The sequence below is a fragment of the Kitasatospora sp. NPDC127116 genome (genome assembly GCF_042677365.1).
In the GTDB taxonomy this organism is placed as follows: domain Bacteria; phylum Actinomycetota; class Actinomycetes; order Streptomycetales; family Streptomycetaceae; genus Kitasatospora; species Kitasatospora lactacystinica.
Genome location: NZ_JBHXTL010000092.1, coordinates 17247 through 41839 on the forward strand (window position 1 = coordinate 17247; position 24593 = coordinate 41839).

Sequence of the window (24593 nt, forward strand, 5' to 3'; positions counted from 1 at the left end):
GCACGGCAGGCGCCGGAGGCGGCTGCCCGGGACGGCCGTCCACCCCGGACGGCGTCAAACCCCGGGAGCCCCCGCCCGGCCCGGCCGGCACACCGCCCATCGGTCGGCACCCGGCCGCCCGAACACGACAGAGCCGCCGACCCCGGGAACCAACCGACCCGGCCAGCAACCCAGTTCGACCGGAAACACCGCACAAGGGCGGCACCCAACCGCCCGAAACGGCACGGCACGGCACGGCACGGCAGGCGCCGGAGGCGGCTGCCCGGGACGGCCGTCCACCCCGGACGGCGTCAAACCCCGGGAGCCCCCGCCCGGCCCGGCCGGCACACCGCCCATCGGTCGGCACCCAACCACCCGCCCGCGCCGGAAACCGGGTTCAACCGGCACACCGCACCACGGACGGCACCCGGCCGCCCGAACACGACAGAGCCGCCGACCCCGGGAACCAACCGACCCGGCCAGCAACCCAGTTCGACCGGAAGCACCGCACAAGGGCGGCACCCGGCCGCCCGGAACGGCAGGCGCCGAGGGCAGCGGCCCGGCCAGGCCGTCCACCCCGGCCGGAGCCGACCGGTCCGCACCCGCGGCCCGGTCCCGGCACAGAACACCGCCCGAGCGGCCGCACCACGACCGCAACAACCGGCCCCACGGCCGCCACGGCCGCCACGGCGGCCCGAGCGGCACCGAGAACCACGCACCACGCACCACGCACCACGCTCCACGCGCGGCGCCGAGAACCACGCACCACGTACCAGGCACCGCGCACCGCGCACCGCGCACCACGTACCAGGCACCGCGCACCGGCCATCGGGCACCGCAGGCCGGGCCACCCGCCACCGCGCACCGGGCGCCGGCCCCGCCGCCGCCCACCCGTCCGATACCCACCACCGTCAACCGAGGGGCCCCATCCCATGACCACCGTCGAAGCCCGCTCCATCAACCCCGACGTCGAGGCCATCCGCCACCACTACGAGGTCCCCAACGAGCTCTACCGGCTCATCCTGGGCCCCACCATGATGTACTCCGGCGGCTACTGGGAGGACGGCGAGGACCTCGTCGCCGTCCTCGACGAGGCCCAGGAACGCAAGCTCGACGCCTTCACCGACCTCGCCCGCGCCGCCCGCACCGACACCGTCCTGGACATCGGCTGCGGCTGGGGCACCATGCTCAACCGCCTCACCACCGTCCACGGCGTCAAGAAGGCCGTCGGCGTCACCCTCTCCCGCACCCAGGCCGACTTCGTCGACGCCCTCGCCAACCCCGCCATCGAAGCCCGCGTCGAAAGCTGGGAGGACCACCGCCTCGCCGACGGCCAGGCCCCCTACGACGCCGCGTTCTGCATCAACGCACTCGAACACTTCGTGCTCTCCTCCCTCACCCCCAAGGAGCGCACCCAGCGCTACCGCGTCTTCTTCAAGCAGGTCCACTCCCTCCTCAAGCCCGGCGCCCGCTTCGTCCTGCACACCATGACCGTCGAGAACCCCCCGCTGCGCCGCCAGCTCCTGGACGACCTGAAGTTCCTCCAGCGCGAGGAGTTCGAGGGCTGCCACATCCCGCGCCTGCCCGAACTCGCCGCCGGCCTCGACGGCCTCTTCGAGGTCACCGAGATCCGCAACGAACCCGAGTCCTTCGCCCGCGCCTGCCGCGCCTGGCTCCAACTCCTCGCCGCCCGCCGCGACGAAGCCGTCACCATGACCGACGAGACCACCGTCGCCCGCTTCGAGCGCTACCTCGACATCTTCGCCTACACCCTCGAAGACCACATCTTCAACAACTTCCGCGTCACCCTCACCCGCCGCGCCTGACCCCCGGGCCCACCGAGGACACCCGAGAAGAGGACACCGACGCCATGACCACCACCCCCGCCCCCGACCGCACCACCACCAACACCCCCACCGCCACCCCGGCGGCACCCCCCACAACCCCGGCGGCGGGGGTGACCCCCACCCCCGACACCACCACCACCGGCACGACCCGCGGCACCGGCGCGACCACCACCGCCGACACCGGCACCACCATCAGCGCCGGCAGCACCACGGCCACCACCGCGGGCACCACCACCGCGGACACCGACACCACCACCACCGCCGACGCCACCAACACCCGCACCGGCACCGGCACCGGCACGGACACCCGCACGGGCACCACCACCACCGCGGCCACCGCCCCCGCCGCCGGCGACCTCGCCGTCCGCCACCTCAAAGTCGCGATCATCGGCGCCGGCATCTCCGGCCTCGGCACCGCCATCGCCCTCCTCAAAGCCGGCATCGACGACTTCCTCGTCTTCGAACGCGCCCACGACCTCGGCGGCACCTGGCGCGACAACACCTACCCCGGCTGCGCCTGCGACGTCCAGGCCCACCTCTACTCCTTCTCCTTCGCCCGCAACCCCGAATGGAAATCCACCTTCGCCACCCGCACCGAGGTCCACACCTACCTCAAGAACTGCGCCACCCGCTACGGCGTCGACCCCCACCTGCGCTACGACCACGAACTCCTCGACGCCACCTGGAACGACACCCACCACCACTGGGACATCCGCACCAAACACGGCCACTACACCGCCCAGGTCCTCGTCACCGGCACCGGCTACCTCTCCGACCCCGCCGTCCCCGACCTGCCCGGCCTCGACACCTTCACCGGCACCGTCTTCCACTCCTCCCGCTGGCGCCACGACCACGACCTCACCGGCCGCAACATCGCCGTCATCGGCACCGGCGCCTCCGCCATCCAGTTCGTCCCCGCCATCCAACCCCACGCCGCACACATCGACCTCTACCAGCGCACACCCCCCTGGGTCGCCGCCAAACCCGACAAACCCAACACCCCCCGCCACACCTGGATGCTCCGCCACCTCCCCGGCTACCAACGCTTCCGCCGCGCCTTCAACAAACACGGCCGCGAAATCGTCGCGTTCTTCATGTCCCGCCCCTCCCGCACCACCGGCATGAAGAACATGGCCGCAGGCCACCTCAAAAAATCCGTCCCCGACCCCACCCTGCGCGCCCGCCTCACCCCCGACTACACCGTCGGCTGCAAACGCCTCCTCTTCTCCAACACCTGGTACCCCGCCATCCAACAACCCAACGTCGACATCGTCTCCGACACCATCACCCACATCGGCCCCACCCACATCACCACCACCGACGGCACCCGACGCCACATCGACACCATCATCCTCGCCACCGGCTTCACCGCCACCGACCGCCCCATCGCCCACCTCATCCACGGCCGCCACGGACACACCCTCCACGACACCTGGAACACCCACGGCATGACCGCCCACCGCGGCACCACCATCCACGGCTTCCCCAACCTCTTCATGCTCCTGGGCCCCAACACCACCCTCGGCCACTCCTCCCAAACCGTCATGATCGAAGCCCAGATCACCTACATCCTCGCCGCCCTCAAAACCCTCCACACCCACCACCTCACCACCCTCGACGTCCACCCCCACGCCCAAACCACCTACAACACCACCCTCCAGAACCGCCTCAAAAACACCGTCTGGAACACCGGCGGCTGCACCAGCTGGTACACCGACACCCACGGCAACAACCCCAACATCTGGCCCACCTACACCTGGCGCTTCCGCCAACAAACCCGCACCTTCGACCTCACCAACTACCAAACCACCACCCACACCACCCCCTAACACCCCACACACACCAGACCACCCCCGCCACCCCGCGGCACACCGCACCCGCACACGGCCCCCAGCGGCACCCCGCACACGGCGGCACCGGCACCCGGCGGCACCCCGGCCCCCGCACCACCCAGCCACCAGCAACACACCCGGCACCCCGCACACAGCGGCACCCCGGCCCCGGCAGCCGGCGACACACCCAGCACCCCGCACCCCGGCCACCGCACCCAGCACCCGGCGGCACCGGCACCCGGCATCACGCCCCCGGCAGCACCCCGCACCCAGCCACCACCACCACCCGCCGCACCGCACCACCGCGACAGGCCGGCCCACACCACAGACCGGCCCACCCGAACAACACCCACAACACAACACACCCGACACAGCACCAGCACCAGCACCAGCACCAGCACCACGGGCAAGACCCGCAGAACCGGCACAACACACAAGGCCAGCACCACAGTTGCACACCACAAAGACACCACCGCACGCAGGACCACCCACGCCACGACCCCCAGAACCGGCACAGACCACACCACCCGCCATGCACGCCCGCGGGACCGACCCGACCGACCCGACCCGCACCCGCACCCGCACCGGACCCGGACCCGGCACCGGCACCCGCACCGGCACCGGCACAACAAGCAGGACCAGCAGGTCAGTTACAGGCGGAAGGAACCGCTACAGCACACACGACCGGAACACCCGGCGCAGCACACAGGACCGGCAGACGGGGCCGACAGGCAAAGGAACCGGCCCCCGCACCAACACAACCCGCACGACAGCCAGCGCCCGCAGAACCGGCAGGATCGACGGGCCGGGGCAGGACCGGCACCACCCGCACAACCCGCAAGGCCGGGACGGCCAGGAGAAACGGCACGGCGAGAACACCAACCCACCACGCCACCACACCAGTTGGGACCAGCAGCGCCGTCGGGAACAACAGGCAAAGGAACCGGCCCCCGCACCAGCACCAGCACCAGCACAACAAGCAGGACCAGCACCGCAGTTGCAAACGGCAGGAACACCACCGGACGCACGAACACAACGGCCGAGGACCAGCAGGACCGGCACCACCGGCACAACCGGCAGGGCAGGCCACGGCCGACAGCACCGGCAGGACAGACGTGCGGCACCACGAGGAACGAAAACCGAACCCGCACCAGCACAACCCGCACGACGAGCAAGAACGGCAAGGCCGGTACAACCGACAGGGCCAGTAACACCGACGCAGCCCCTTCGGCCCCGGCCCGACCCGCAGCACCCACAGAACGCGGCCGGTCCACGCACCAGGCAAGACCCGCGCGCACGGCCCAACCGGCAGGGCAGGCCGATCGAACCGCCAAGCACGGGAACCCGACCCGCACCAGCACCAGCACCAGCGGCAAGGACCCGGAAGGACCGGAAGAAACGGCGCAGCCGACCCGACGGATGAACCGCACCGAACACGGCCGCTCCACGCACCGGGCAAGACCCGCGGCCCCCACCGGCACAACCGGCAAGGACCCCGCGGCCGGCACCGCCGACAGAGCAGACAGGCCGAGCAGGAACAGCACAGCCAGTACTGCCGACAGCCCGCTCAGCCCCGGCCGCACCGGCTGGACCGGCTGGACCGGCTGGACCGGCTGGGTCGACGAGGCGCGAACGACCTGCACGACCGACAGGCCGAGAAGACCGCGATCAGCAGGACCGGCACGGCCGACCCGACCACCGGACCAGGAACACAAACCCCCGGACCGGCCGGACCGCACCACCGCCACCCACCACACACCACCCGCACCCGCACCCGCACCCGCCGGGCCCGACCACCACCCCGAGGAGACCACCGCGCATGAACCGAACCCCCCTGTCCAGGCGCACCCTGCTCACCGGCGCCGCCGCCACCGTCATCGGCTACAACACCACCACCCGCACCTGGGCCACCACCGACACCCCCACCCGCGGCCGCATCACCCCCCTACCCCCCATCCAAGGCACCCTCACCACCAACCCCACCACCCGCAACACCCACGCCCACGACTTCGGCCGCCTCACCACCAACACCCCCTACGCCGTCCTCCACCCCGCCGGCGCCCCCGACATCGCCACCATCATCGACTTCGCCCGCCGCAACAACCTCAAAGTCGCCATGAACGGCCAGAGCGGCACCGGAAACGACCTCGAATCACACTCCAACTACGGCCAGGCCGGCGTCGCCGGCGGCATCAGCATCAACGCCCGCGCCCTCAACCGCATCCACACCATCACCCCCACCAACGCCACCGTCGACACCGGCGTCACCTGGGCCCAACTCACCGAAGCCACCCTCGCCCAAAACCTCACACCCCCCGCCCTCACCGACTACCTCCACCTCTCCATCGGCGGCACCATCAGCATCGGCGGCATCGGCTCCACCGTCCACAAACACGGCCTCCAGGCCGACACCGTCGAAGCCATCGAAATCGTCACCGGCACCGGCCGCATCCTCACCGCCACCCCCACCCGAAACCCCGACCTCTTCCACACCGCCCTCGCCGGCGCCGGACAGGTCGGCATCATCACCAAAGCCACCCTCAAACTCGTCCCCGCCCCCCAAAACGCCCGCATCCTCACCCTCACCTACACCGACCAACACACCTTCCTCACCGACCAACAAACCATCCTCAACGACGGCCGCTTCCCCTCCCAAACAGGCGAAATCCTCATCCAACCCAACGGACAACCCCCCCACTACAAAATCGAAGCCGTCACCCACTACAACACCACACCCCCCAACCCCACCCCCCTCCTCACCGGACTCAACCCCACCACCACCACCATCACCGACCAGACCTACCGCGAATACACCTACCGCGCCGACACCTTCGCCGACACCATCAAAAACCTCGGCTACTGGAACACCCCCAAACCCTGGCTCTCCCTCTTCCTCCCCGCCACCACCACCCCCACCTTCCTCAACCACACCCTCCCCCAACTCACCCCCGACGACATCGGCCCCGGCCTCCTCCTCTGCTACCCCTTCCACACCAACAAACTCACCCACCCCCTCGCCATCACCCCCAACGAACCCATCACCTACCTCTTCGACCTCCTCGCCTTCCCCAACCCCACCACCACCAACCCCACCACCCACCTCACCCGCAACCGCAACCTCTACAACACCGCCACCCAACTCGGCGCCAAACGCTACCTCGTCGGCGCCATCCCCAACATGACCCCCACCGACTGGCAACACCACTACGGCCCCCACTGGACCACCCTCACCAACGCCAAAAACACCTACGACCCCACCCACACCCTCACCCCCGGCCACAACATCTTCCCCTAACCCCACACCACACCACACACACAACAAGAAACGCCGAGCACGAAACCCGGGATCGGAAACACGGATACCGTTCACCGACCGTGGAACCGAGCCGGAGCCCGGGTCCCAATGACCAGAACCGCCAATTGAACGAACAGTCAAAGCAAAAGCCGCAAATGAGCCGGGCATGATCGGATGCTTCCGGCTCATCGTGCTGTCCGTGCAAATCCCGGACCCCATTAGGACTTGGCGCCGCGCTGGCGGCCCGGAGAGGGCGATGCGCCTGATGGGGTTCGTCGTCGACGGACTCGGAGGGCTCCTCGTGTTCCGCCCGTTGCTGCCCCTCACGGGGCGGTGAGGGGCAGCAACGGTCGCCGGAGGCCGGGTGCGGCGGCGAAGTCCCACCTGACATCATGACTCCCGTGATCATGTGTCGAAAGGCCGATGCCGCGTAGGCGTCCACGCGCGCTGCGCGCCGAGCAACCGGTTTCCCGTATCCGGGGGCCGGCCCCGCCGTTCCGGATTCACGGGCTCTCCGCCGGGGCGAGCCGGGCGGTGTACCGGGTCGAGCGCCTGAGCGCCGGCTTCTACCTGCGCCCGGGTGCCACCGACCGGGCGTTGCGGCGATACCGCGAGTTCCTGCACCCGCCGGGAAGGCGTCCGTTGTATCCGCGGGAGTCGTCCTGCTCGTGCTCGGGGTGTTCGTTCGAGGACGTCAGGCACGCACGTGACGTGCTGGAGGAGGTCCTGGAGAGACTGCCGGGACGGGCGCGCGCCGAGCTCGGCCGACTCGTGAGGCCGCTGGATGCGGTGTTCCTGCGCCGCACTCTCCCCGACCCGTTCGCTCACCGGCGCCGGTGGCGCACGGAGTTCTGGTGGTACCGCCGGCTGGCCGAGGGATCGGAGTGGGGGTGAAGGGGCCCGCGGCCCGGTGGGGGCGGCCGTGGGGCGTGGGCGGCGCCCTGGCCCGGGGTCCGCCTTTACGGGCGGGGGCGGAGATCGGCCACTCCGGGTGGCCCGCCGGCCCGCGCGGCCTCGGGCAAATCTCCTGGCTCGTGACCTGCCGGACCTCCGGCGCCCGTCCGCCGCGCCGCCCCCGGACCGGACCGTCGCAGGTCAGCCACGTATCGGGGCGTGGTGGGCGCGAGGTGGCTGAAAATCGCGTGCCATATAACCTGTGACATTGTTCTGATGGCCGGTCAGTGACAGGATCCACGCCAATCTCCTCATCTCCTTCACTCAGTCCGACCCCACGTCGGGCTGCCCCCACTCGAAGAAGGACTCGGCGTGCTCCTGCGCACAAGACTCTCCACGCTCGCGGCCGGCGTCGTCGCCTGTTGTGCCACGGCCACCGCCGTGCTGCCGGCCCAGGCCTTCGCGGCACCCGCTGCCGTCACCGCCGCCCCGGCCCTGACCGCGGCCGCCCCGACCACGACCCCGACCCCGACCCCGACCGACCCGAACGCACCCGCCGCACCCACCGCACCCACCGCCGGCGCGACGGCGGGCTCCGAGGAGCCCGCCGCGCCCGCGGCCCCGCTGCCCCCGGCGCTGATCGGCGAGCGACTCATGGGCGGGCCGGCCACAACGGCCGCAACGGCCGCGACGGCCGCCCCCGTCGCGCCCAAGTCCCTTGCCCCGCAGGCCCTTTCCGGCTCGGAAGCGGCCGCGGCCGCCGCGCAGGCCTGCACCCCGGCCGACTTCGCCGCCCGCACCGGGGCCGACCTGGTCGCGTTCATCAAGAGCTCGACCCCGGAGTGCATTCGGGGCCTGTACAGCAGCGGTGGCGCCGACCCGGGCATCTTCCGGCAGTCCCGGATGCTGTCCGTCGCGGCCGCCTTCAAGGACCTGGCGGCCGGCTACACCGGCGACAACTCGACCGGCATCCAGCAGCTGGCGCTCTACCTGCAGGTGGGCTACTACATCCAGTTCTACTACCCCGACGCGGCCGGCCCGTACACCGGCGAGCTCACCACCGCCGTCCGGGCCGCCCTGGACGCGTTCTTCGCCGGGGCCCGCTGGCACGACGTCACCGAGGGCAACGGCATCGTGCTCAGGGACGTGGTGTGGCTCACCGACAGCGCCAACGTCCAGGCCGGCTACCTGGGCGTCTACAAGCGGATACTGGACGACTACAACAACTCCTACAACGCGGTCCCGAAGATGGTCGGCGCGGTCAACTCCGTGCTGCAGTACCCGCTCTGGCGGGGCAACTCGAACCAGGACTTCGTCAGGGCGGTCGCCGCCGACCCGAGCCTCGCCGTCTCCCTCGCCGACTTCGCGATCAACCACAAGGACCTGATCGGCGGGCCCAACGAGGTCCTCGACACCAACGCGGGCAACGACCTGGCCCGGATGGCCGGGAGCGGCCCCGCCGTCGAGGCCCTGGTCAAGCCGCTGGTCAGGAAGGTGCTGGACGCCGCGCCGCTGCTGACGCCGGCGGCGCCGCTGTACGTGCACACGGCCGTCCAGGCCGCGTACTACAACGGCGGCCAGTGCTCGTACTACGACATCTGCAACCTGCCCGCCAAGCTCACCTCGGTGGTCCTGCCGCACCAGCTGGTCTGCGACAACCGGACCATCCAGGCCCAGGCGCTGTCGGCCGAGGAACTGGCCACCGTCTGCGCCAGCCTGCGCAACCAGGACGCCTTCTTCCACGGCGTGGTCAAGGACAACGGGCCGATCCCGAACCAGTACGCCAGGAACGTCACCTTCGGGATCTTCGCCAACAAGACCGACTACACCACCTACTCGTGGGCGATCTTCGGCAACGACACCGACAACGGCGGCCAGACCGTCATGGACGCGACCGACCCGAACAAGCGGGCCGCGACCGTGATGTACCAGAAGACCTGGAACAACAACGACCCGGCCCGGGTGTGGAACCTCAACCACGAGTACACCCACTACCTCGACAGCATCTACGACCTGAAGGGCAACTACCCCACCCAGATGTCCGTCCCGGACATCTGGTGGGTCGAGGGCCTCGCCGAGTACGTCTCGCACAGCTACCGCGGCGCCACCGACACCGACGCGATGGCCCAGGCCGCCAAGCACACCTACAAGCTCAGCACCCTCTTCCAGAGCACCCCCGGCAACTCGGACTCGACCCGCGTCTACCCGTGGGGCTACCTGGCCACCCGGTACATGGTGGAGAAGCACCCGGCCGACGTCCAGGCCATGCTGGCCCGGTTCCGCGTCGGTGACTACCCCGGCGGCTACGCGGTCTACAACGGCCTCGGCACCTCCTACGACGCCGACTTCGACGCCTGGCTCGACGCCTGCGCCGGCGGCGCCTGCTACAACCCCGGCCCGACCGCCCTGTTCGACACCTCGGTGAACGGCGCGACCGTCAGCGTGAACGACCGGTCGGTGCAGACCAGTTCCGGCCGGATCACCGCCTGGCACTGGACCTTCGGCGACGGCACCTCCTCGGACGAGCGCAACCCGAGCCACACCTACGCGGCGGCCGGCAGCTACACCGTCGCCCTGACCACCACCGACGACACCGGCCGGATCTCCACCACCCCGGCCACCGTCACCGTGACCACCGCCCCGGTCGTCCTGCCGGCCTGCACCGAGCAGCGCGCCGACGCGATGGGCCGGAACTGCTCCCGCGGCGGCCGCGCCGCGACCGCCGGCAACCTCGACTACCTGTACGTCTACCTGCCGGCCGGAACGACCACGCTGAAGGTCACCACCTCCGGCGGCACCGGCACCGCGCACCTCTACTACAACGCGGACACCTGGGCCTCGCCGAAGGCCTTCACCGCCTCCTCCACCGGCACCGGCACCACCCAGTCCCTCACCGTCACCAACCCCACCGCCGGCTACCGGTACCTCAGCCTGTACGCCGTCACCGACTTCAGCGGCGTCACGGTCAGCACCCAGTTCTGACCCCGACCCGCACACCTGAGCGGAGCGCTCGGCCGGGCTTCCCGGCCGGGCGTTCCGCGTGGGCGTTCCACCGGGCCGACAGGCGGGGCGGAGTGCGGGACGACCTGCGGGCGGCGGGCCGACCGGCCGGGTTCCTCAGCGGCGGCTGAGGTAGGTGAGGACGGCGAGGACGCGGCGGTGGCCGCTGTCGGCCGGCGAGAGGCCGAGTTTGGCGAAGATGTGGCCGATGTGCTTGTGGACGGCGTTGTCGGTGATGACGAGCCGGGTGGCGATGGTGGTGTTGTCCTTTCCTTCGGCCATCAGGGCGAGGACCTCGCGTTCGCGCGGCGTGAGGGCGGCGATCGGGTCGCGGGCGGGCCGGGTGAGGAGCTGGCCGATCACCTCGGGGTCCATGACGGTGCCGCCGGCGGCGACCCGCCGCAGTGCGTCGGTGAACTCGCTCACCCGGCTCACCCGGTCCTTGAGGAGGTAGCCGACGCCGCCGCGGCCGTCGGAGACCAGCTCGCCGGCGTACTGCTGCTCGACGTACTGGGAGAGGACGAGCACGGGCAGGCCGGGGTGTAGGCGGCGGGCGCGGATCGCGGCGTGGATGCCTTCGTCGCGGAACCCGGGCGGCAGCCGTACGTCGACGATGGCGACGTCCGGGCGGTGCTCGGTGACGGCGGCGAGGAAGCCGGGGGCGTCCGGGGTGATCGCGGCGACCTCGAAGCCCTTGGCGGTCAGCAGGAGTTCCAGCCCGTTGGCCAGCAGGACGTTGTCCTCGGCGATCACGACGCGCACGGCAGGCTCACGGTGATCGTGGTCGGGCCGCCGCCGGGGCTGTGCAGGTGGACGGTGCCGTCGAGCGCCAGGACGCGGTGGCGGATTCCGGTGATGCCGGTGCCCAGCGTCTCGTCGGCGCCGCCGACGCCGTCGTCGGTGACCTCGATCGCCAGCCGGTCGCCGTCGCGTGCGACGCGGACGGCGGTCCGGGTGGCCCGGCTGTGCTTGGCGGCGTTGGTGAGCGCCTCGGCGATCGTGAAGTAGGCGACGGCCTCGACCGCGGCGGGGACCGTGTCGAGGTCGCCGGAGCCACCGGAGCCGATGTCGAGGGTGGTGTCGATCGCCGAGCGGGACGCCAGCGCGGTCAGCGCCCCGGCGAGGCCGCGGTCGGCGAGGATCGGCGGGTATATCGTCCGGATCACCGCTCTCAGCTCCGTCATGGCCTCCTCGGTGTTCTCGTGCGCCTCCTCCAGGAGCCCGGCCACCAGCCCGGGGTCGTCGCTCAGCAGCTCACGGGCCACGCCCAGCCGCATCGCGATGGCCACCAGCCGGGCCTGGGTGCCGTCGTGCAGGTCGCGTTCGATCCGGCGGAGTTCCGCGCCGTGCGCGTTCATGGCGTGCACCCGTGTCTCGGTCAGGGTCTCCACCCGTTGTGCCAGCCGCGCGGCGGTCGAGGGGGACAGCAGCGCGACGCAGGTCCGGGCGTGCAGGCGGGCCAGCCGGGGAGCCAGCCAGTAGGTCAGGGCCGCGAAGGCGACGGCTTGTGCGGTCCCGAGGGTCAGCGCCGTGCCCCACCCGGTCAGGGGGACACCGGCGGCGAAGCCGCCCGCGCGGGTGCCGGCGGGCAGCGCCCACCACAGGGGCACCGTGACGGCCGTGGTCACGGCGTTGCCCGCGCACAACAGCAGGACGAGGCCGAACGCCAGGGCGGTCACGGTGCAGGCGCAGAGCCAGCCGAGGAGTCGCCACGGGCCGACCCGGACCGGGCCGGAGCGCGGAGAGCCCAGCAGCCGGTCGGCTCGGCGGCGGTGCCAGGACGCCCAGGAGCGGGCCGTGACCGGGACGGCGAGTACGGGCAGCGCCAGCACGGCGACCGCAGCGGTGAGCAGGCTCCCCAACAGGTAGCCCAGACCGCGCCACATCTCCGAAAGCCGACCGGCCCCATGGTGCTTCATCCGCACCAGTCTGGACCATGGGGGCCGGGCCGGGCATTACAGCCCACTACCCTCTTTTATGACGGGTGAGCGGTATCGTCCGGCCTCCCCACCCCGACCTAGCGTCAGCGCCCATGACGACTTCACCGATGCGTGCCCCGCGGCGGCGCCACCGATCCGTCCGACGGAACGTCACGCTGGCCGCCGTCGCGGCCGTGACCCTCTCCACCGGCGCGCCCGCGGCGCCGGCCGCCCCGCAGTACGACGACCGGCTCCGGATCCGGCTCCAGCGCGACGCCGACGCGCTCACCGCGGTCGGCGCCACCGGAGTCCAGGCCCGCGTGGTCACCTCCGACGGCCGGAACCTGACCGTCGTCGGCGGCGTCGCCGATCTGACGGGACGCCAGCCGGTGCCCCGGAACGGCTACTTCAGGATCGCCAGCATCACCAAGACGTTCGTGGCCACCGTGACCCTGCAGCTCGCCGGCGAGAACAGGCTCTCCCTGGACGACCCGGTCGATCGGTGGCTGCCCGGCGTGGTGTCCGGAAACGGCAACGACGGTCGCGCGATCACTGTCCGCCAGCTGCTCCGGCACACCAGCGGCATCCATGACGACTACCCGGACTACACCTCGGCGGAGGACTTCCGGCAGCACCGGTCGGACGCGTACACACCCGAGCAGATCGTCGCCCGGGCGATGGCCCACGGCCCGGACTTCGACCCCGACACGGGCTGGAACTACAGCAACACCGGTTACGTCCTGCTGGGGATGATCATCGAGCGGGTCACCGGGCGTCCCTGGCACGAGGAGGTCGGGGACCGGATCGTCCGGCCGCTCGGACTCGATCACACCTTCCACCCGGGTACGTCCCCCATCCTGCCCCGGCCGCACGCCGAGACCTACCAGAGGTTCGCGGCCGGCGAGCCGCTCGTGGACGTCACCGAGCAGGTCGGCTCGGGCACCAACGGCGAGGCCGGGCTCGTCTCCACCACCGCCGACCTCGACCGGTTCTTCGGCGCCCTGCTCGGCGGCCGGCTCCTGGCACCGGCGCAGCTGGCGGAGATGACCCGGACCGTCGAGGTCGGCGAGAAGTTCGAGCGGTTCATGCCGGGCGCCCGGGCCGGGCTGGGGATCTTCTCGCGCCGGCTGTCCTGCGGCGGGGAGTACTGGGGCCACGAGGGCGGTGACGCCGGGTGGATCAGCACCGCCGGCGTCACCGCCGACGGCCGGCGCAGCGTCACGGTCTCGCTGTCGGGCGTCCAGGCCGCCACCGACGGGGACGTCCTGCGGGTGGCGGAGGCGGAGAACAGGCTGGTCGACGACGCGCTGTGCACGAGTCCGAAGGCGGCCGGCCCCCAGCGCCGGTGACGTCCTCCGCGCGGACCCGCCCCCCGCGTCCCGCCCCGGAGCGGCGTTCCCACCGGGCTGGTACCGTCCGGCATGGACTTCTCCTCCGCCGGAACGGGCGGGCCGCGCCTGGACGCCGCCGCCCTGGCCCGCATCGAACTCGCCGACAACGTCCGGGGATCGCTGCCCTCGGCGGCGGACGCGGGACGGGCGGCCGCGCGCTTCCACGCCGCCGGGTGGCGGGTCCGGCGGTCGGGGTGGACCGAGTTCGAGGTGGAGAACGCGTTCGCCGAGCTGGAGCTGCTGCCGCTGGAGCCCGTGACGTTCACCGGGTTCGTGGACCCCGACCGGATCGACGTCCTTCTCGCGGCGCTGGCGGAGGCGGGCCTGTCCTTCGAGGTCGAGTTCACCGACGCGGACGAACGCGAGCACCTCCATCGCTCGGCCGACTATCCAGCATGACAAATGATTGTCAGGTTATCGACATGGGAAGGGGGCAGGCCACAGACCGCACCTCCGGAAGGACACCCGTGCACCGCACCACCCTCAGGACCACCACCGCCCTGCTCGCCACCGTACTCGCCGGAACGGTGCTGGGGGCCGCACCGGCCTGGAGCCGCCCCGCGGACGGCACCCCGCCGACCCGTCAGGTGGAGGTGTTCGCCGAGGACGGCGGCATCTCCCGCGCCCAGGCCCCGGCCGCCTCCCCCTACCTCGCCGGCCACCCCCAGGGCCTGGCACCCGTGCAGGGGGACGGCGAGGTCACGGCACTGGTCCACAACGGCGAACCGGCCACCAAGCTGGACGTGGTGGTGATCGGCGACGGGTACACGGCGCAGGAGCAGGACAAGTTCCGTGCGGACGCGGACCAGAAGTGGCGCGAGATGACCTCCGTCGAGCCCTACGCCACCTACCGCTCACTGTTCAACGTCTGGGCGGTGAACGCCGTTTCCCCCGAGTCGGGCGTGACCGGGGACCCGGACCGGGCGACGGTGCGGCACACCGCGCTGGGCTCGTACTTCTGGTGCGACGGCGTGGAGCGGCTGCTCTGCGTGGACGAGAAGGCCGTCGAGTCGTACGCGGCGAAGGCCCCGCAGGCGGACCTGGTGCTCGTGGTGGCCAACACCGCCAAGTACGGCGGCGCCGGCTACAACGACGTCAAGTCCTCGGTCGGCTACGAGGGCATCGCCACCGTGGCGGGCGGCAACGCGAAGTCCGGGCAGATCGCGGTGCACGAGACCGGGCACTCGCTGGGCAAGCTGGCCGACGAGTACGCCTACGACGGCCAGGGGACGTACCAGGGCGACGAACCCGCCGAGGCCAACATCAGCACCCTGACCGCCGACCGGATGCGCGGCCAGGGCACCAAGTGGTCGCGCTGGCTGGGGCAGGCCTCGCCGGACGGCGGCACGGTCGGCACGTACGAGGGCGGCGGCTACTACCCCACCGGGCTCTACCGGCCGACCGAGAACTCGATCATGCGCTCGCTCGGACGCGAGTTCAACCTGCCCGGGCGTGAAGCGATGATCGCGGGCTTCTACCGCCACGCCACCCCGCTCACCAGCCCCACCCCCGGCGGCAGCCGGCTCACCCCCGCGGACCGCCTCACCGTCGACCTGCCGGTGCCCGCCACCCGGCTCCGCTGGTACCTGGACGGGCGCGAGCTGCCCCGGCTGAGCGGCCGCACCGCGCTGGACCTGGCCGAGCTCAAGCTGACCGGGCCGCGCTCCCGGCCGCACACCCTCACCGCCGTCGCCGCCGACCCGACCCCAGCCGTCGCGGACCCGGCGCTGCGCGCGAAGCTGACCGCGAGCCTGTCCTGGGTGGTCACGCGCTGAGACGGGTCCTGGCGTGCCGTTCGACCGGACCGGCACCCGACGGAGCCCCGCCCCGGCCCCTGGCACTCAAGGGGCCGGGGCGGGGTTCCGGTCGGGGCGGGGTTCCGGCCGGGCCTTCACAACATCCACCCGAGTTGAGCGGTTCGTGAGGCGGCCGTGACGACACCGTGCTAAAACCTTCGGCGGGCCGCAACTCCCGTTGTCGGCCCGCACGGTACCGCATGTCCCGTTGTTCCCGCGCCGGACCCCGTGTCCGGCCACGACCCTGGGAGAACCATGCCCACCGCACACGCGCACACCCGCTTCGCCCGCCTGCTGCTCGCCGCACTGGCCGCCCTCGCCCTCCTGCTCTCGGGCGCGGTCGCCGCGACCCCCGCGAAGGCCACCACCACCGGCCTCGACGGCTCCTGGGCCTGCGAGGTCCCGGCCGGGTACGTCTACGACCAGGTGTCGATGAACCGCAGCTGCAGCGGCGGCGGCAGCTGGAACTCGCCGCAGTTCCACCTGCGGACCCCGTACGACGGCCTGACGGCCTGTCGGAGCACGCCCGGCTTCGTCTACGACAACATCACCTGGGGTCTCGCCTGCAGCCAGATCAGCGGCGTGCAGTCCAACCAGTACCACCTGCGCAAGCCGGTCGACGGCCTGGTCGCCTGCGTGGGCACCCCGGAGTTCACCTACGACTACCTCGTCTGGGGCACCGCCTGCAACCTCACCACGGGCGGCGGCCAGTCCAACGCCTTCCACCTCCGCAAGCCGTACAGCGGCCTCTGGGCCTGTGACGTCCCCTACGGCTTCACGTACAGCACGACCACCCAGAACACCGACTGCAGCACCTACCGGAACACCCCGTCCACCAAGTTCCTGCTGCTCGGCTAGCGTTCCCGCCCCCACGAACGGTGCCGGTCTCCCCGCGGTTCGGGGAGACCGGCACCGTTCGTCGGGCCCGCTACGGCAGCGGGATGCGCACCACCTGCGGGTCGTGGTCGCTGAGCTGCGTGCTGAACTCGCTGTTGATGTGCACGATGTCGTAGCTGTACGCGGTGGCCGCGAGCGCGCCGGAGATCAGGATGTGGTCCAGCACCTGCGAGTTGCCCTCGTACACGTAGGTGTAGCGCTCGGGCAGCGGCAGGGTGCGCGGCAGGTCGGTGAGCGAGCCGCCGGCGGTGAGGATGTCGGCGGTCTGCGAGAACTCGAAGTCGTTGAGGTCGCCGAGCACGATGACCGAGGCCTTCGGGTCCACGGCCAGGATCCGGTCGGTGAAGTCCTTCACCACGGTCGCCTGGTCGTGGCGCTGGCTCTCCGAGGGGTGGGCCGGCTGCTGGTAGCGGCCGAAGAGGGGCTGGTCGCCGCCCTTGGAGTTGAAGTGGTTGGCGATCACGAAGACCGGCTTGCCGTTCCAGCGGAACTCGCCGGCCAGCGGCTTGCGGCTGGAGTTGAACGCCGCGTTGGCGGGGTCGATCCGTCCGGGCGAGTAGGCCAGCTGCGGCGTGCCGCCCGCGTTCACCACGGAGTCGGCGGTGGTGGAGCCGGCGCCGGGGCGGTCGGTGAAGGAGAGGCCGCGGTCGGTGCGGTACAGGAACACCTGGCGGATGTTGCCGCCGGGCTGCCCGCCGTCCTGGCCGTCCACCGGGTCGATCTCGCGGTAGGAGTAGGAGGGCCCGCCGGCCGCGGTGACGGCCGCGGTGAGCTTGGCCAGGGTCTGGGTGGCGCTCACCGTGCCGTCGCTGGTGGCGCCGCTGTTGTCCTGGATCTCCTCCAGGGCGACCAGGTCGGGCGAGCGCAGGTTGGTGACGATGCCCGCCGCGAGGCCGTCGAACTTGCTCTGCGGGTCGGACGGGGCGAGGTTCTCCACGTTGAAGGTCGCGACGGCGAGCTGGCCGGCCGTCGGCGCGGCGGTGACCTCGGGGGTGGTGGTGCCGGGGGTGACCGTCGGGGTCGCGGTGACCTGGAGCGTGAAGTTGCCGAAGGCGTAGTCGAGCACGCCGACGGTGGCGCCGGTCAGGGTGTCGCCGACGTTGGCGGTCGGGGTGGGGGCGAGCGCCTTCCCGAGGACGACCCGCTCCGGGTTGCCGTCGTTCGCCTGCAGCAGGATGCCGCCCCGGTTGGTGCGGGTGCCGCTGCCCTGCGGGACGACGGAGAGCTCGCCGTACTTGTTGGTCGGGCCGACCACGGCCGCGTCGTCGATCTCGACCCGCATGCCCTCCAGGGACTCCCAGAAGTCCAGGCCGTCGGTGGCGGGCTGGTAGTTCCCCGCGGTCTCGACGTCGCCGGAGGTGACGCCGGAGATGACCGCGGACGGGGGCACCCGCCCGCCCTGGCCGACCAGGGTGGCGGCGGGCAGCGGCGCGTTGTGGGCGACCACCGTGACGGCGGGCGCGGTCAGTTCGGTGATCGACAGGTTGGTGGTGCCGCCGGTGCCGCCCGGGCGGAACTGGCTGACGGTCGCACTCACCGTGACCGAGTCCCCGACCGCGACCGAGGGCGCGCCGGAGGTGTAGACGTAGACGCCCTCGCTGGTGCCGGGGTCGTTGTCGGGCTGCGGGTCCTGGTACCAGAAGCCGTTGGGGCCGACGGCCGTCACCACGCCGGGCACGGCGCTGACCGCGCTGCCGGCCAGCGGGGAGACCCGGGCGGCGCCCTGGATGTCGTGGATGCGGGTGCCGCCGGGGTTTCCGCCCCCGCCGGTGGAGGAGTTGCGCGGCGCGGGCGAGCCGATCACGAAGTCCGTCGCGTTGTTGTCGGTGTCGGTGGCGCCGCCGCCCGCGCGCAGGGCCGCGGTGCCGTTCGACAGGTTGCCGGTCGGCGAGCCCTCGGCGGAGCCGGCGCCGCTGCCGTAACCGACGAAGTCCTTCACCCCGGACTGGGTCGCGCAGCCGGTGGAGCAGGTCAGCGCCGTGCCGTTGGTGACGAGGGCGATCTTGCCGGAGGTCGCGGACATCGCGATCGTGCCGGTGGCGTCCGCCGTCGGCAGCGCGGCGCCGGTTCCGGCCCCGGCGGCCTCCTGGACGAGGAAGTAGTGGCCGGGCGCGATCGTCCCGGAGAGGGTGGTCCGCGACCAGCTGGACCCGGTGGCCGAGGCGTACTGCACCGTCCAGCCCGTGACCGACACCGGCGTGGTGCCGCGGTTGTACAGCTCGACGAAGTCGTTGGCGTACGGGGCACCGGAGTTGCCGCCACCGCCGTACACCTGGCTGATCACGATGTCGGGCGACGCCGCCTGCGCAACGCCGCCGGGCAGCGCCACCAGCGCCGCCACCACGGCCGCGGCGGAGACCGCCGCCGGCGTCCGGCGCCGCACTCGCGCCGCACTCTGGGTGATCCGGGGGTTCAAGGTGCTCCGCATGAGGCTTCCTCCTGACCACCGCCCGGGCTCGTGGCCCGGCGGTGTGACCACGGACAAGAAAGGTCGGGCGCTGCGGTTCTAACAGCGCCACCAGATCCCTACCGGGCGCATCGGGCAACGGCCAGACGTACGGCGGAAGAACGTTTCTACGCGCGACAAGTGGGAGGACGAACTCCGGATGGCCGGAGGCGACTTCCGCTCCCCACGGGGCCGCCGGCCCGGCCGGGACAGCGCGGAGCCCGGGCCCGGCAGCGCCTCCGCCCCCCGACCCGGGCCGGTTCCCGCCCGCCGGGTGGTCAGCCCGGACGGTGCTGCCGCGGCGGCGTCACCGTCGGCGTCGCCCGGGGCGGGCGCAGCCGCAGCGGCGCGAGTTCGCGTTCCAGGGCCCGCACGTCCAGCGCTATCCGGGACGCGATCTCGCGCGGGCCGGTGCCGGCGGGCAGCCGGCGCGACCAGGAACGGGGCTTGGCCGGGCCGTCCTGGACCATGTCGAAGTTGAGCCGCACCACGTCGGCGACGTCGACCAGGCTCACCAGGATCCTGGTGTCCGCGAGGTCGATGCTGACTTCGTTCCCGATGCACGAGCAGGCCACCAGGCCCTCGATGTCCGCCTCCGCCAGGTATCTGGCCAGGGGGACCGCCTTCCCCCGGACCAGAAACGGACGTTCCGCCGGATTCACCGGAACCGCCTCCTCCCCCAGCAGTCGAACGGCGCCTCGGCCGCGGCGCAAGCGCACCGCAACAGACCGGGCCCGGCCTATGCTCCACCACATCCGGCCGGTTCGCCAACTCGGGGTCCCACCAACTGAATTGGGAGAACGCACCGACCCGGCGCACCGGCGCACGCCCCCGCGCACCGACCGGGTCCGACGGCCCGCGGGCAGGGGCGCGCACACGGCCCGGGAACGCGCGTGTGCCCGCCCGCACGAGGCGGACGGGCACAGCGGCGGTACGCGGGACGGGCGTGGCTCAGCGGACGCCGCGGCCGTTCAGCACCAGGGAGCGGGTCAGGGCGAGCAGACCCCCGGTGCAGAGCGCCGTGCGGAGCATGTTCGCCGGCACCCAGCTGTCCGCGAACCTGGCCCGCACGGCGGCGAAGTCGTGGATCTGCGACGGGTCGCCGGCCGCCGCCAGTTCGTTGTTGAGCGGGATGTTGACGCCCATGGTGACGATCAGCGCCACCACGTACAGCGCCGTCGCCAGGGCCGCCCACAGCGCCGCCCGGCGCCGGCCGGCCTTGTGCAGCAGCCAGGCCGCCAGGCCGGTCGCCGCGAAGGCGCCGACGAAGACCAGGCCGAACAGCCCGTTCTCGATCGACTTGTTGATGTGCTGCATCGCCGTCACGTAGGTACGGTCGTCCCCGGCCGCCAGGCCCGGCATCACCGACACGTCGAAGGCGAAGAACAGCCCGGCCATCAGGCCCATCGCGACGGTGGCACCCACCAGCAGCGGACCCGCGGCCCGGCTCTGTCCGACGCTCTGCACGGAACTCCCCACCCCCGCACCCCCGATGGCCGACGGTGCCGTGTACGACAGCGGAACCGCGGTCTGATCCGAACGCATCTCAGGACCCTCTCACTCTTCCGGCTCCGCGCGGTGCGGCGCCGGCGAACGTGGAACACTCGACACCGCCCACCGTGCGGCGGGCCGCGCAACGAAACCGCGACAACCGGAACCCCGTTCCCCGGCAGGGCACGTGTCGCGTGCCGCGTGCCGCGGCGCCGCGCCCGGGGCCGGGGCCGGGGCCGGGGCCGGGGGGCGAGATTCCCGGTCTCCTCAGAGCACCGGGTCCAGGCCGCGCCGGTACCGCCGGTCCAGGACCGTCCGCCCGAGCAGCCGCACCGGGGCCGGGATGGTCGCCGAGACCGCCCGGACCGAGGCCGCGTCGGCGCCGTCGAACATCCAGGGCTGGAGGTAGGTCATCACCTGGGTCGGCGCGCTCCCGATGATCCGGCGCTCGACCCGCAGGTACTCGTCCACCGGCAGGCCGGCCAGCGCCGGGAAGACCACCGGCTCCTCGTGCCGCAGGTGCTCGCGCACCAGGCTCTCGAACGCCCGGGCCGCCTCGGGGAGTTCGGCCCGCAGGCCGGAGCCCAGCACCCCGGCCACCCGCCGCATCGAGGCGTCCAGCGCCTCGTGGTCCTCCTCCAGGACCCCGCTGCCGTCGAAGCCCGCCACCCGGCCGCGCAGGTACGGCCAGAGGATCTCGTCCTCGCTGTGGTGGTGCCAGTCGATCACCGAGCGCAGCCGCCCGAACCACTCCGCGAGCGCCGCGGAGGAGCCCGCCGTGCCGCGCTGCGCCACGGCGGTCAGCCGTGCCGCGTCCCGGCGCATCGCGACGTGCATCAGGCCGAAGCCCTTGAGCTGCTCGGGCAGGGCGCGGAGCCCGTGCTCGGTCGACCAGATCGTCGTACCGTCCGTCATGACCAGACCTCCAGAGTCCGTTCGGATTATCGACCAACGCCCGCCCGCAGGCGGCCGGTCGGAGCCGCCCGGACGGGTCGGCTCACGCGTTCCACACGCCGGAGGCGGCGGCCTCGCGGGCGTAGTCGGCGAAGTCCCGCGGCTCACGCCCCAGCGCCCGCCGCACACCGTCGCCCAGCGAGGCGTTGCGGCCGTCCAGGATCACCGAGAACAGCTCCGCGAAGTCCGCCGGCAGCCCCGCCGCCTCCAGCACCCCCCGGTACGCCTCCTCCGAAACCGCCTCGAACCGCACCTCACGCCCCGTCGCCCCCGACAACTCCACCGCCACGTCCGCGAACGACAGCAGCCGCGGCCCCGTCAACTCGTACACCTCCCCCGCGTGCCCCGCCTCCGTCAACGCCGCCACCGCCACGTCCGCGATGTCCTCCACGTCCACGAACGGCTCCACCGCCCCACCCACCGGCAACGCCAACTCCCCCGCCAGCACCGGCTCCAGGAAGAACGACTCACTGAAGTTCTGGTTGAACCACGCGCACCGCACCACCGTCCACGCGGCCCCCGACTCCATCACCGCCTTCTCCCCCGCCTCCGCGGCCTCCTCACCACGCCCCGACAACAGCACCAACCGACCCACCCCGCGCTCCGCCGCCAGCCGCGAGAACGCCCCCACCGCCTCCACCGCACCCGGGAACGCCAGATCCGGGTAGTACGTCAGATACGCCGCACTCACCCCCTCCAACGCCCCCTCCCACGTCCCCTCGTCGTGCCAGTCGAACGGCACCGCACCCGAACGCGACCCCACCCGCACCCCGAAACCCCGCGCCGCCAGCCGGTCCGCCACCCGACGACCCGTCTTCCCCGTCCCACCGACCACCAGCACCACACCGGACTCGACCGCGAGATCCACCACACCAGCCATCACAATCACCCTCACTCGGAGTAGGAGCCTGTTCGGATCGTCGGACCGGCCGGGTTCCGTGAACCCCGCGCGTCCGTCCTCGTGTCCACCAGTCAAGGCCACTCCGGGCCGGCGAACCATAGCCTCCGCACTCAGCTCCATGCGCCAGCGTCTACGCCCCCGCGCGCGCCCTCCGCCCTCCACCAGAACACACCGGGGCCGCCCCGGACCACCCGTCTCGACCTGGCCTCCAGCGGCCCTTGAGCACCCGGCCGAGCCGCGGAACGGCCGGGCGGCGAAACGGTGCGGCGGGCGGCGGTGCGGGGCGCTGTGCTCCCGGCGACGACCATTCACGCTGTTCACGGAATGGGGGTACGGCGGGGCGTGCCCGGCCTGGGCGGGGGGCTCGTCAGCGGAAGGCGGCGACGTTCTCGGCGACCCAGTGGTGGAACGGCCTGGCGGGGGATCCGGTGACCCGCTCGACGGTGTCGCGGACCTCCAGCAGGCCGTCGTTGACGTCCCCGCCCGTCAGGTCGAGCACCGCGTCCGCCGCCTCGGCTCCCAGGGCCTCGGCCAGCTCCCGCCGGGCCTCCTCCCGGCCGATCACCGCGAGGGGCACCGTCCGCCCGAGGGCCGCCGCGATGGCCGCCACCTGCTGGCGGGCCGTCACCCGCTCCGGCCCGGTCAGCGCGTACACCCGTCCCCGGTGGCCGGGCCCGGTCAGCGCCACCCGCGCCACCGCCGCGATGTCCGCGGGGTGGATCGTGGGCAGTCCGGTGTCCGCGTACGGCACGCGGACCGTCCCCCGCTCGCGGATCGCCGGCGCCCACCACAGGGCGTTGGAGGCGAACTGGGTGGGCCGCAGGACCGTCCACGCCATGCCGCTGTCCATGACCAGCCGCTCGACGTCCGCGTTCTCCCGGGCGGGGCCCAGGTGCGGATGCGTCTGGACGGTGACGGACGACACCAGCACCACGTGCTCGACGCCGGCGCGGCTGGCGGCGTCGAGGACCCCGGCATCGGAGCCGATCCGCGACACCAGGAACAGCGAGCGCACCCCGTCGAGGGCGGGCGCCAGGGAGGCCGGGTCGGCGAGGTCGCCCTCGCGCACCTCCACGCCCTCGGGGAACCGGGCCCGGGCGCCGTCCCGGGTGAGGCCCCGCAGGGGGCCGGCCCCGCGGGCCCGCAGCTCCTCCAGCAGGGAACGTCCGATGTTGCCGGTGGCCCCGGTCACGAGAATCATGCGCTCTCTCCTGTCGCCCGACGATCGATCGGGTGAAGGCTAGAAACTCAAGCCGACTTGAAGTCAAGGAGGCCGCCGACGGCAGCGCCGGACCCGCCCTCCACCGGCCGTGCGACCATCGGGCGGGCAAGCGGCCACGACAGGACGGAAGAGGGAACCCCGGTGACCGAGACAGCAGCGGCCGGTGCGGAAGGCTTCGAGCCGGACGAGCACGTACGGTTCGCACGGTACCGCCGGGCCTTCGCGGACGTGGCTCCCGAGGACGCGGCCGCCCTCGCGGCCCGGGTGCTCACCGACCCCGAGCGCCCGATGGCGAGCTGCGCGGTCTGCGAGTACCTGGACCGGCGCGCGGCGGAACTGCTGACGGAGCCGGGCTTCCCGGCCTGGCGGCGGGAGCTGGCGGGCGCAGTGGCGGCCGACGCGTTCGCCGCCCGGCGCCTGCGGGACTGGGCGCTGCTGCGGGCGACGGCCCTGGACGAGCCGTGGGAGGAGGAGCAGCTGCTCGCGGCGGAGAACTGGCTCCAGGGACGCCTCGCCGAGGAGTCGACCGACCGGGCCGCGCTGGGCCTGCTCGCCGAGAACGGCCGCACCCGGCGCACCCGCAACATCGCCAACTCCCGCCTGCGGCGGCTCCGGTAGCGGGCGGATGGGGCCGGGCGGACATGATGTGCCGGTGTCCGCCGACGCCGTCATGGCCGTCGGTCTTGACGCGTGGGCGGCGGTGCGCTGGCCCGCGGTGTCCTTTCCGTG

17 protein-coding genes are annotated in these 24593 nt (G+C 72.3%); 9 read left to right on the plus strand and 8 right to left on the minus strand.

Features of this window, described 5'->3' with window-relative positions; genetic code table 11:
* Positions 1 to 911 precede the first annotated feature (911 nt).
* The 4 genes from ACFVHV_RS30205 (at position 912) to ACFVHV_RS30220 (ending at position 10829) form a co-directional block, all read left to right on the plus strand.
* Positions 912 to 1805: a class I SAM-dependent methyltransferase gene (locus ACFVHV_RS30205; RefSeq protein ID WP_359914070.1), complete on the plus strand. Its 894-nt coding sequence runs from the start codon at positions 912 to 914 to the stop codon at positions 1803 to 1805.
* Between the two features lie 44 nt (positions 1806 to 1849).
* Positions 1850 to 3655 carry a flavin-containing monooxygenase gene (locus ACFVHV_RS30210; RefSeq protein ID WP_380355174.1) on the plus strand — a complete coding sequence of 602 codons (1806 nt, stop codon included), beginning with the start codon at positions 1850 to 1852 and terminating at the stop codon, positions 3653 to 3655.
* A 1822-nt stretch (positions 3656 to 5477) separates the two neighbouring features.
* Positions 5478 to 6953, plus strand: a complete 1476-nt coding sequence (locus ACFVHV_RS30215) for an FAD-binding protein (protein ID WP_359914076.1) — start codon at positions 5478 to 5480, stop codon at positions 6951 to 6953.
* A 1266-nt stretch (positions 6954 to 8219) separates the two neighbouring features.
* Positions 8220 to 10829: a collagenase gene (locus ACFVHV_RS30220; protein ID WP_380355177.1), complete on the plus strand. Its 2610-nt coding sequence runs from the start codon at positions 8220 to 8222 to the stop codon at positions 10827 to 10829.
* Positions 10830 to 10964: 135 nt separating this feature from the next.
* Here ACFVHV_RS30220 and ACFVHV_RS30225 read toward each other — a convergent pair whose 3' ends face one another.
* On the minus strand, positions 10965 to 11609 hold the full coding sequence (locus ACFVHV_RS30225) for a response regulator transcription factor (RefSeq protein ID WP_359915162.1): 645 nt from the start codon (positions 11607 to 11609) through the stop codon (positions 10965 to 10967).
* A complete protein-coding gene (locus tag ACFVHV_RS30230) occupies positions 11597 to 12766 on the minus strand; it encodes a histidine kinase (protein ID WP_359915164.1) in 1170 nt (389 codons plus the stop codon). Before ACFVHV_RS30230 ends, ACFVHV_RS30225 begins: the two co-directional genes overlap by 13 nt.
* A gap of 113 nt (positions 12767 to 12879) precedes the next feature.
* Between ACFVHV_RS30230 and ACFVHV_RS30235 the strand changes: the two genes are divergently transcribed.
* The 4 genes from ACFVHV_RS30235 to ACFVHV_RS30250 all read left to right on the plus strand — a co-directional run bounded on the left by ACFVHV_RS30235 (position 12880) and on the right by ACFVHV_RS30250 (position 16811).
* A complete protein-coding gene (locus tag ACFVHV_RS30235; RefSeq protein WP_380355181.1) occupies positions 12880 to 14115 on the plus strand; it encodes a serine hydrolase domain-containing protein in 1236 nt (411 codons plus the stop codon).
* A gap of 72 nt (positions 14116 to 14187) precedes the next feature.
* On the plus strand, positions 14188 to 14556 hold the full coding sequence (locus tag ACFVHV_RS30240) for a hypothetical protein (RefSeq protein ID WP_359915167.1): 369 nt from the start codon (positions 14188 to 14190) through the stop codon (positions 14554 to 14556).
* 68 nt (positions 14557 to 14624) lie between these two features.
* Complete coding sequence (locus ACFVHV_RS30245; RefSeq protein WP_380355184.1) at positions 14625 to 15932, plus strand: M64 family metallopeptidase; 1308 nt, start codon at positions 14625 to 14627, stop codon at positions 15930 to 15932.
* 276 nt (positions 15933 to 16208) lie between these two features.
* Positions 16209 to 16811, plus strand: coding sequence for a hypothetical protein (locus ACFVHV_RS30250; protein ID WP_359915169.1), 603 nt, complete (start codon positions 16209 to 16211; stop codon positions 16809 to 16811).
* A 70-nt stretch (positions 16812 to 16881) separates the two neighbouring features.
* On the opposite strand, the gene ACFVHV_RS30255 is transcribed toward ACFVHV_RS30250, so the two are convergent.
* From ACFVHV_RS30255 to ACFVHV_RS30280, 6 genes are all read right to left on the minus strand, one after another.
* Complete coding sequence (locus tag ACFVHV_RS30255) at positions 16882 to 19278, minus strand: lamin tail domain-containing protein (RefSeq protein WP_380355186.1); 2397 nt, start codon at positions 19276 to 19278, stop codon at positions 16882 to 16884.
* A 296-nt stretch (positions 19279 to 19574) separates the two neighbouring features.
* Entirely contained in the window at positions 19575 to 19958 is a 384-nt protein-coding gene (locus ACFVHV_RS30260) for a hypothetical protein (RefSeq protein ID WP_359915173.1), read from the minus strand.
* Between the two features lie 289 nt (positions 19959 to 20247).
* Positions 20248 to 20763: a DUF1772 domain-containing protein gene (locus ACFVHV_RS30265; protein WP_380355188.1), complete on the minus strand. Its 516-nt coding sequence runs from the start codon at positions 20761 to 20763 to the stop codon at positions 20248 to 20250.
* A gap of 291 nt (positions 20764 to 21054) precedes the next feature.
* Positions 21055 to 21702 (minus strand): hemerythrin domain-containing protein, encoded by a 648-nt coding sequence (locus tag ACFVHV_RS30270; RefSeq protein ID WP_359915177.1) that lies wholly within the window; start codon positions 21700 to 21702, stop codon positions 21055 to 21057.
* 82 nt (positions 21703 to 21784) lie between these two features.
* Positions 21785 to 22621: an NmrA family transcriptional regulator gene (locus tag ACFVHV_RS30275; RefSeq protein ID WP_380355196.1), complete on the minus strand. Its 837-nt coding sequence runs from the start codon at positions 22619 to 22621 to the stop codon at positions 21785 to 21787.
* A gap of 388 nt (positions 22622 to 23009) precedes the next feature.
* Positions 23010 to 23843 (minus strand): SDR family oxidoreductase, encoded by an 834-nt coding sequence (locus ACFVHV_RS30280; RefSeq protein WP_380355190.1) that lies wholly within the window; start codon positions 23841 to 23843, stop codon positions 23010 to 23012.
* Between the two features lie 162 nt (positions 23844 to 24005).
* Between ACFVHV_RS30280 and ACFVHV_RS30285 the strand changes: the two genes are divergently transcribed.
* The gene (locus ACFVHV_RS30285) at positions 24006 to 24482 is read left to right on the plus strand and encodes a hypothetical protein (RefSeq protein ID WP_380355193.1); all 477 of its coding nucleotides are present in this window, start codon (positions 24006 to 24008) and stop codon (positions 24480 to 24482) included.
* The last annotated feature ends 111 nt before the right edge of the window (positions 24483 to 24593 follow it).

Bases quoted from the DNA above. Each gene is read 5' to 3' on its own strand.
- ACFVHV_RS30275 (WP_380355196.1), bottom strand. From the start codon at position 22,621: ATGGCTGGTGTGGTGGATCTCGCGGTCGAGTCCGGTGTGGTGCTGGTG.
- ACFVHV_RS30230 (WP_359915164.1), bottom strand. From the start codon at position 12,766: ATGAAGCACCATGGGGCCGGTCGGCTTTCGGAGATGTGGCGCGGTCTG.
- ACFVHV_RS30240 (WP_359915167.1), top strand. From the start codon at position 14,188: ATGGACTTCTCCTCCGCCGGAACGGGCGGGCCGCGCCTGGACGCCGCC.
- ACFVHV_RS30205 (WP_359914070.1), top strand. From the start codon at position 912: ATGACCACCGTCGAAGCCCGCTCCATCAACCCCGACGTCGAGGCCATC.
- ACFVHV_RS30210 (WP_380355174.1), top strand. From the start codon at position 1,850: ATGACCACCACCCCCGCCCCCGACCGCACCACCACCAACACCCCCACC.
- ACFVHV_RS30250 (WP_359915169.1), top strand. From the start codon at position 16,209: ATGCCCACCGCACACGCGCACACCCGCTTCGCCCGCCTGCTGCTCGCC.
- ACFVHV_RS30280 (WP_380355190.1), bottom strand. From the start codon at position 23,843: ATGATTCTCGTGACCGGGGCCACCGGCAACATCGGACGTTCCCTGCTG.
- ACFVHV_RS30270 (WP_359915177.1), bottom strand. From the start codon at position 21,702: ATGACGGACGGTACGACGATCTGGTCGACCGAGCACGGGCTCCGCGCC.
- ACFVHV_RS30235 (WP_380355181.1), top strand. From the start codon at position 12,880: ATGACGACTTCACCGATGCGTGCCCCGCGGCGGCGCCACCGATCCGTC.
- ACFVHV_RS30255 (WP_380355186.1), bottom strand. From the start codon at position 19,278: ATGCGGAGCACCTTGAACCCCCGGATCACCCAGAGTGCGGCGCGAGTG.
- ACFVHV_RS30215 (WP_359914076.1), top strand. From the start codon at position 5,478: ATGAACCGAACCCCCCTGTCCAGGCGCACCCTGCTCACCGGCGCCGCC.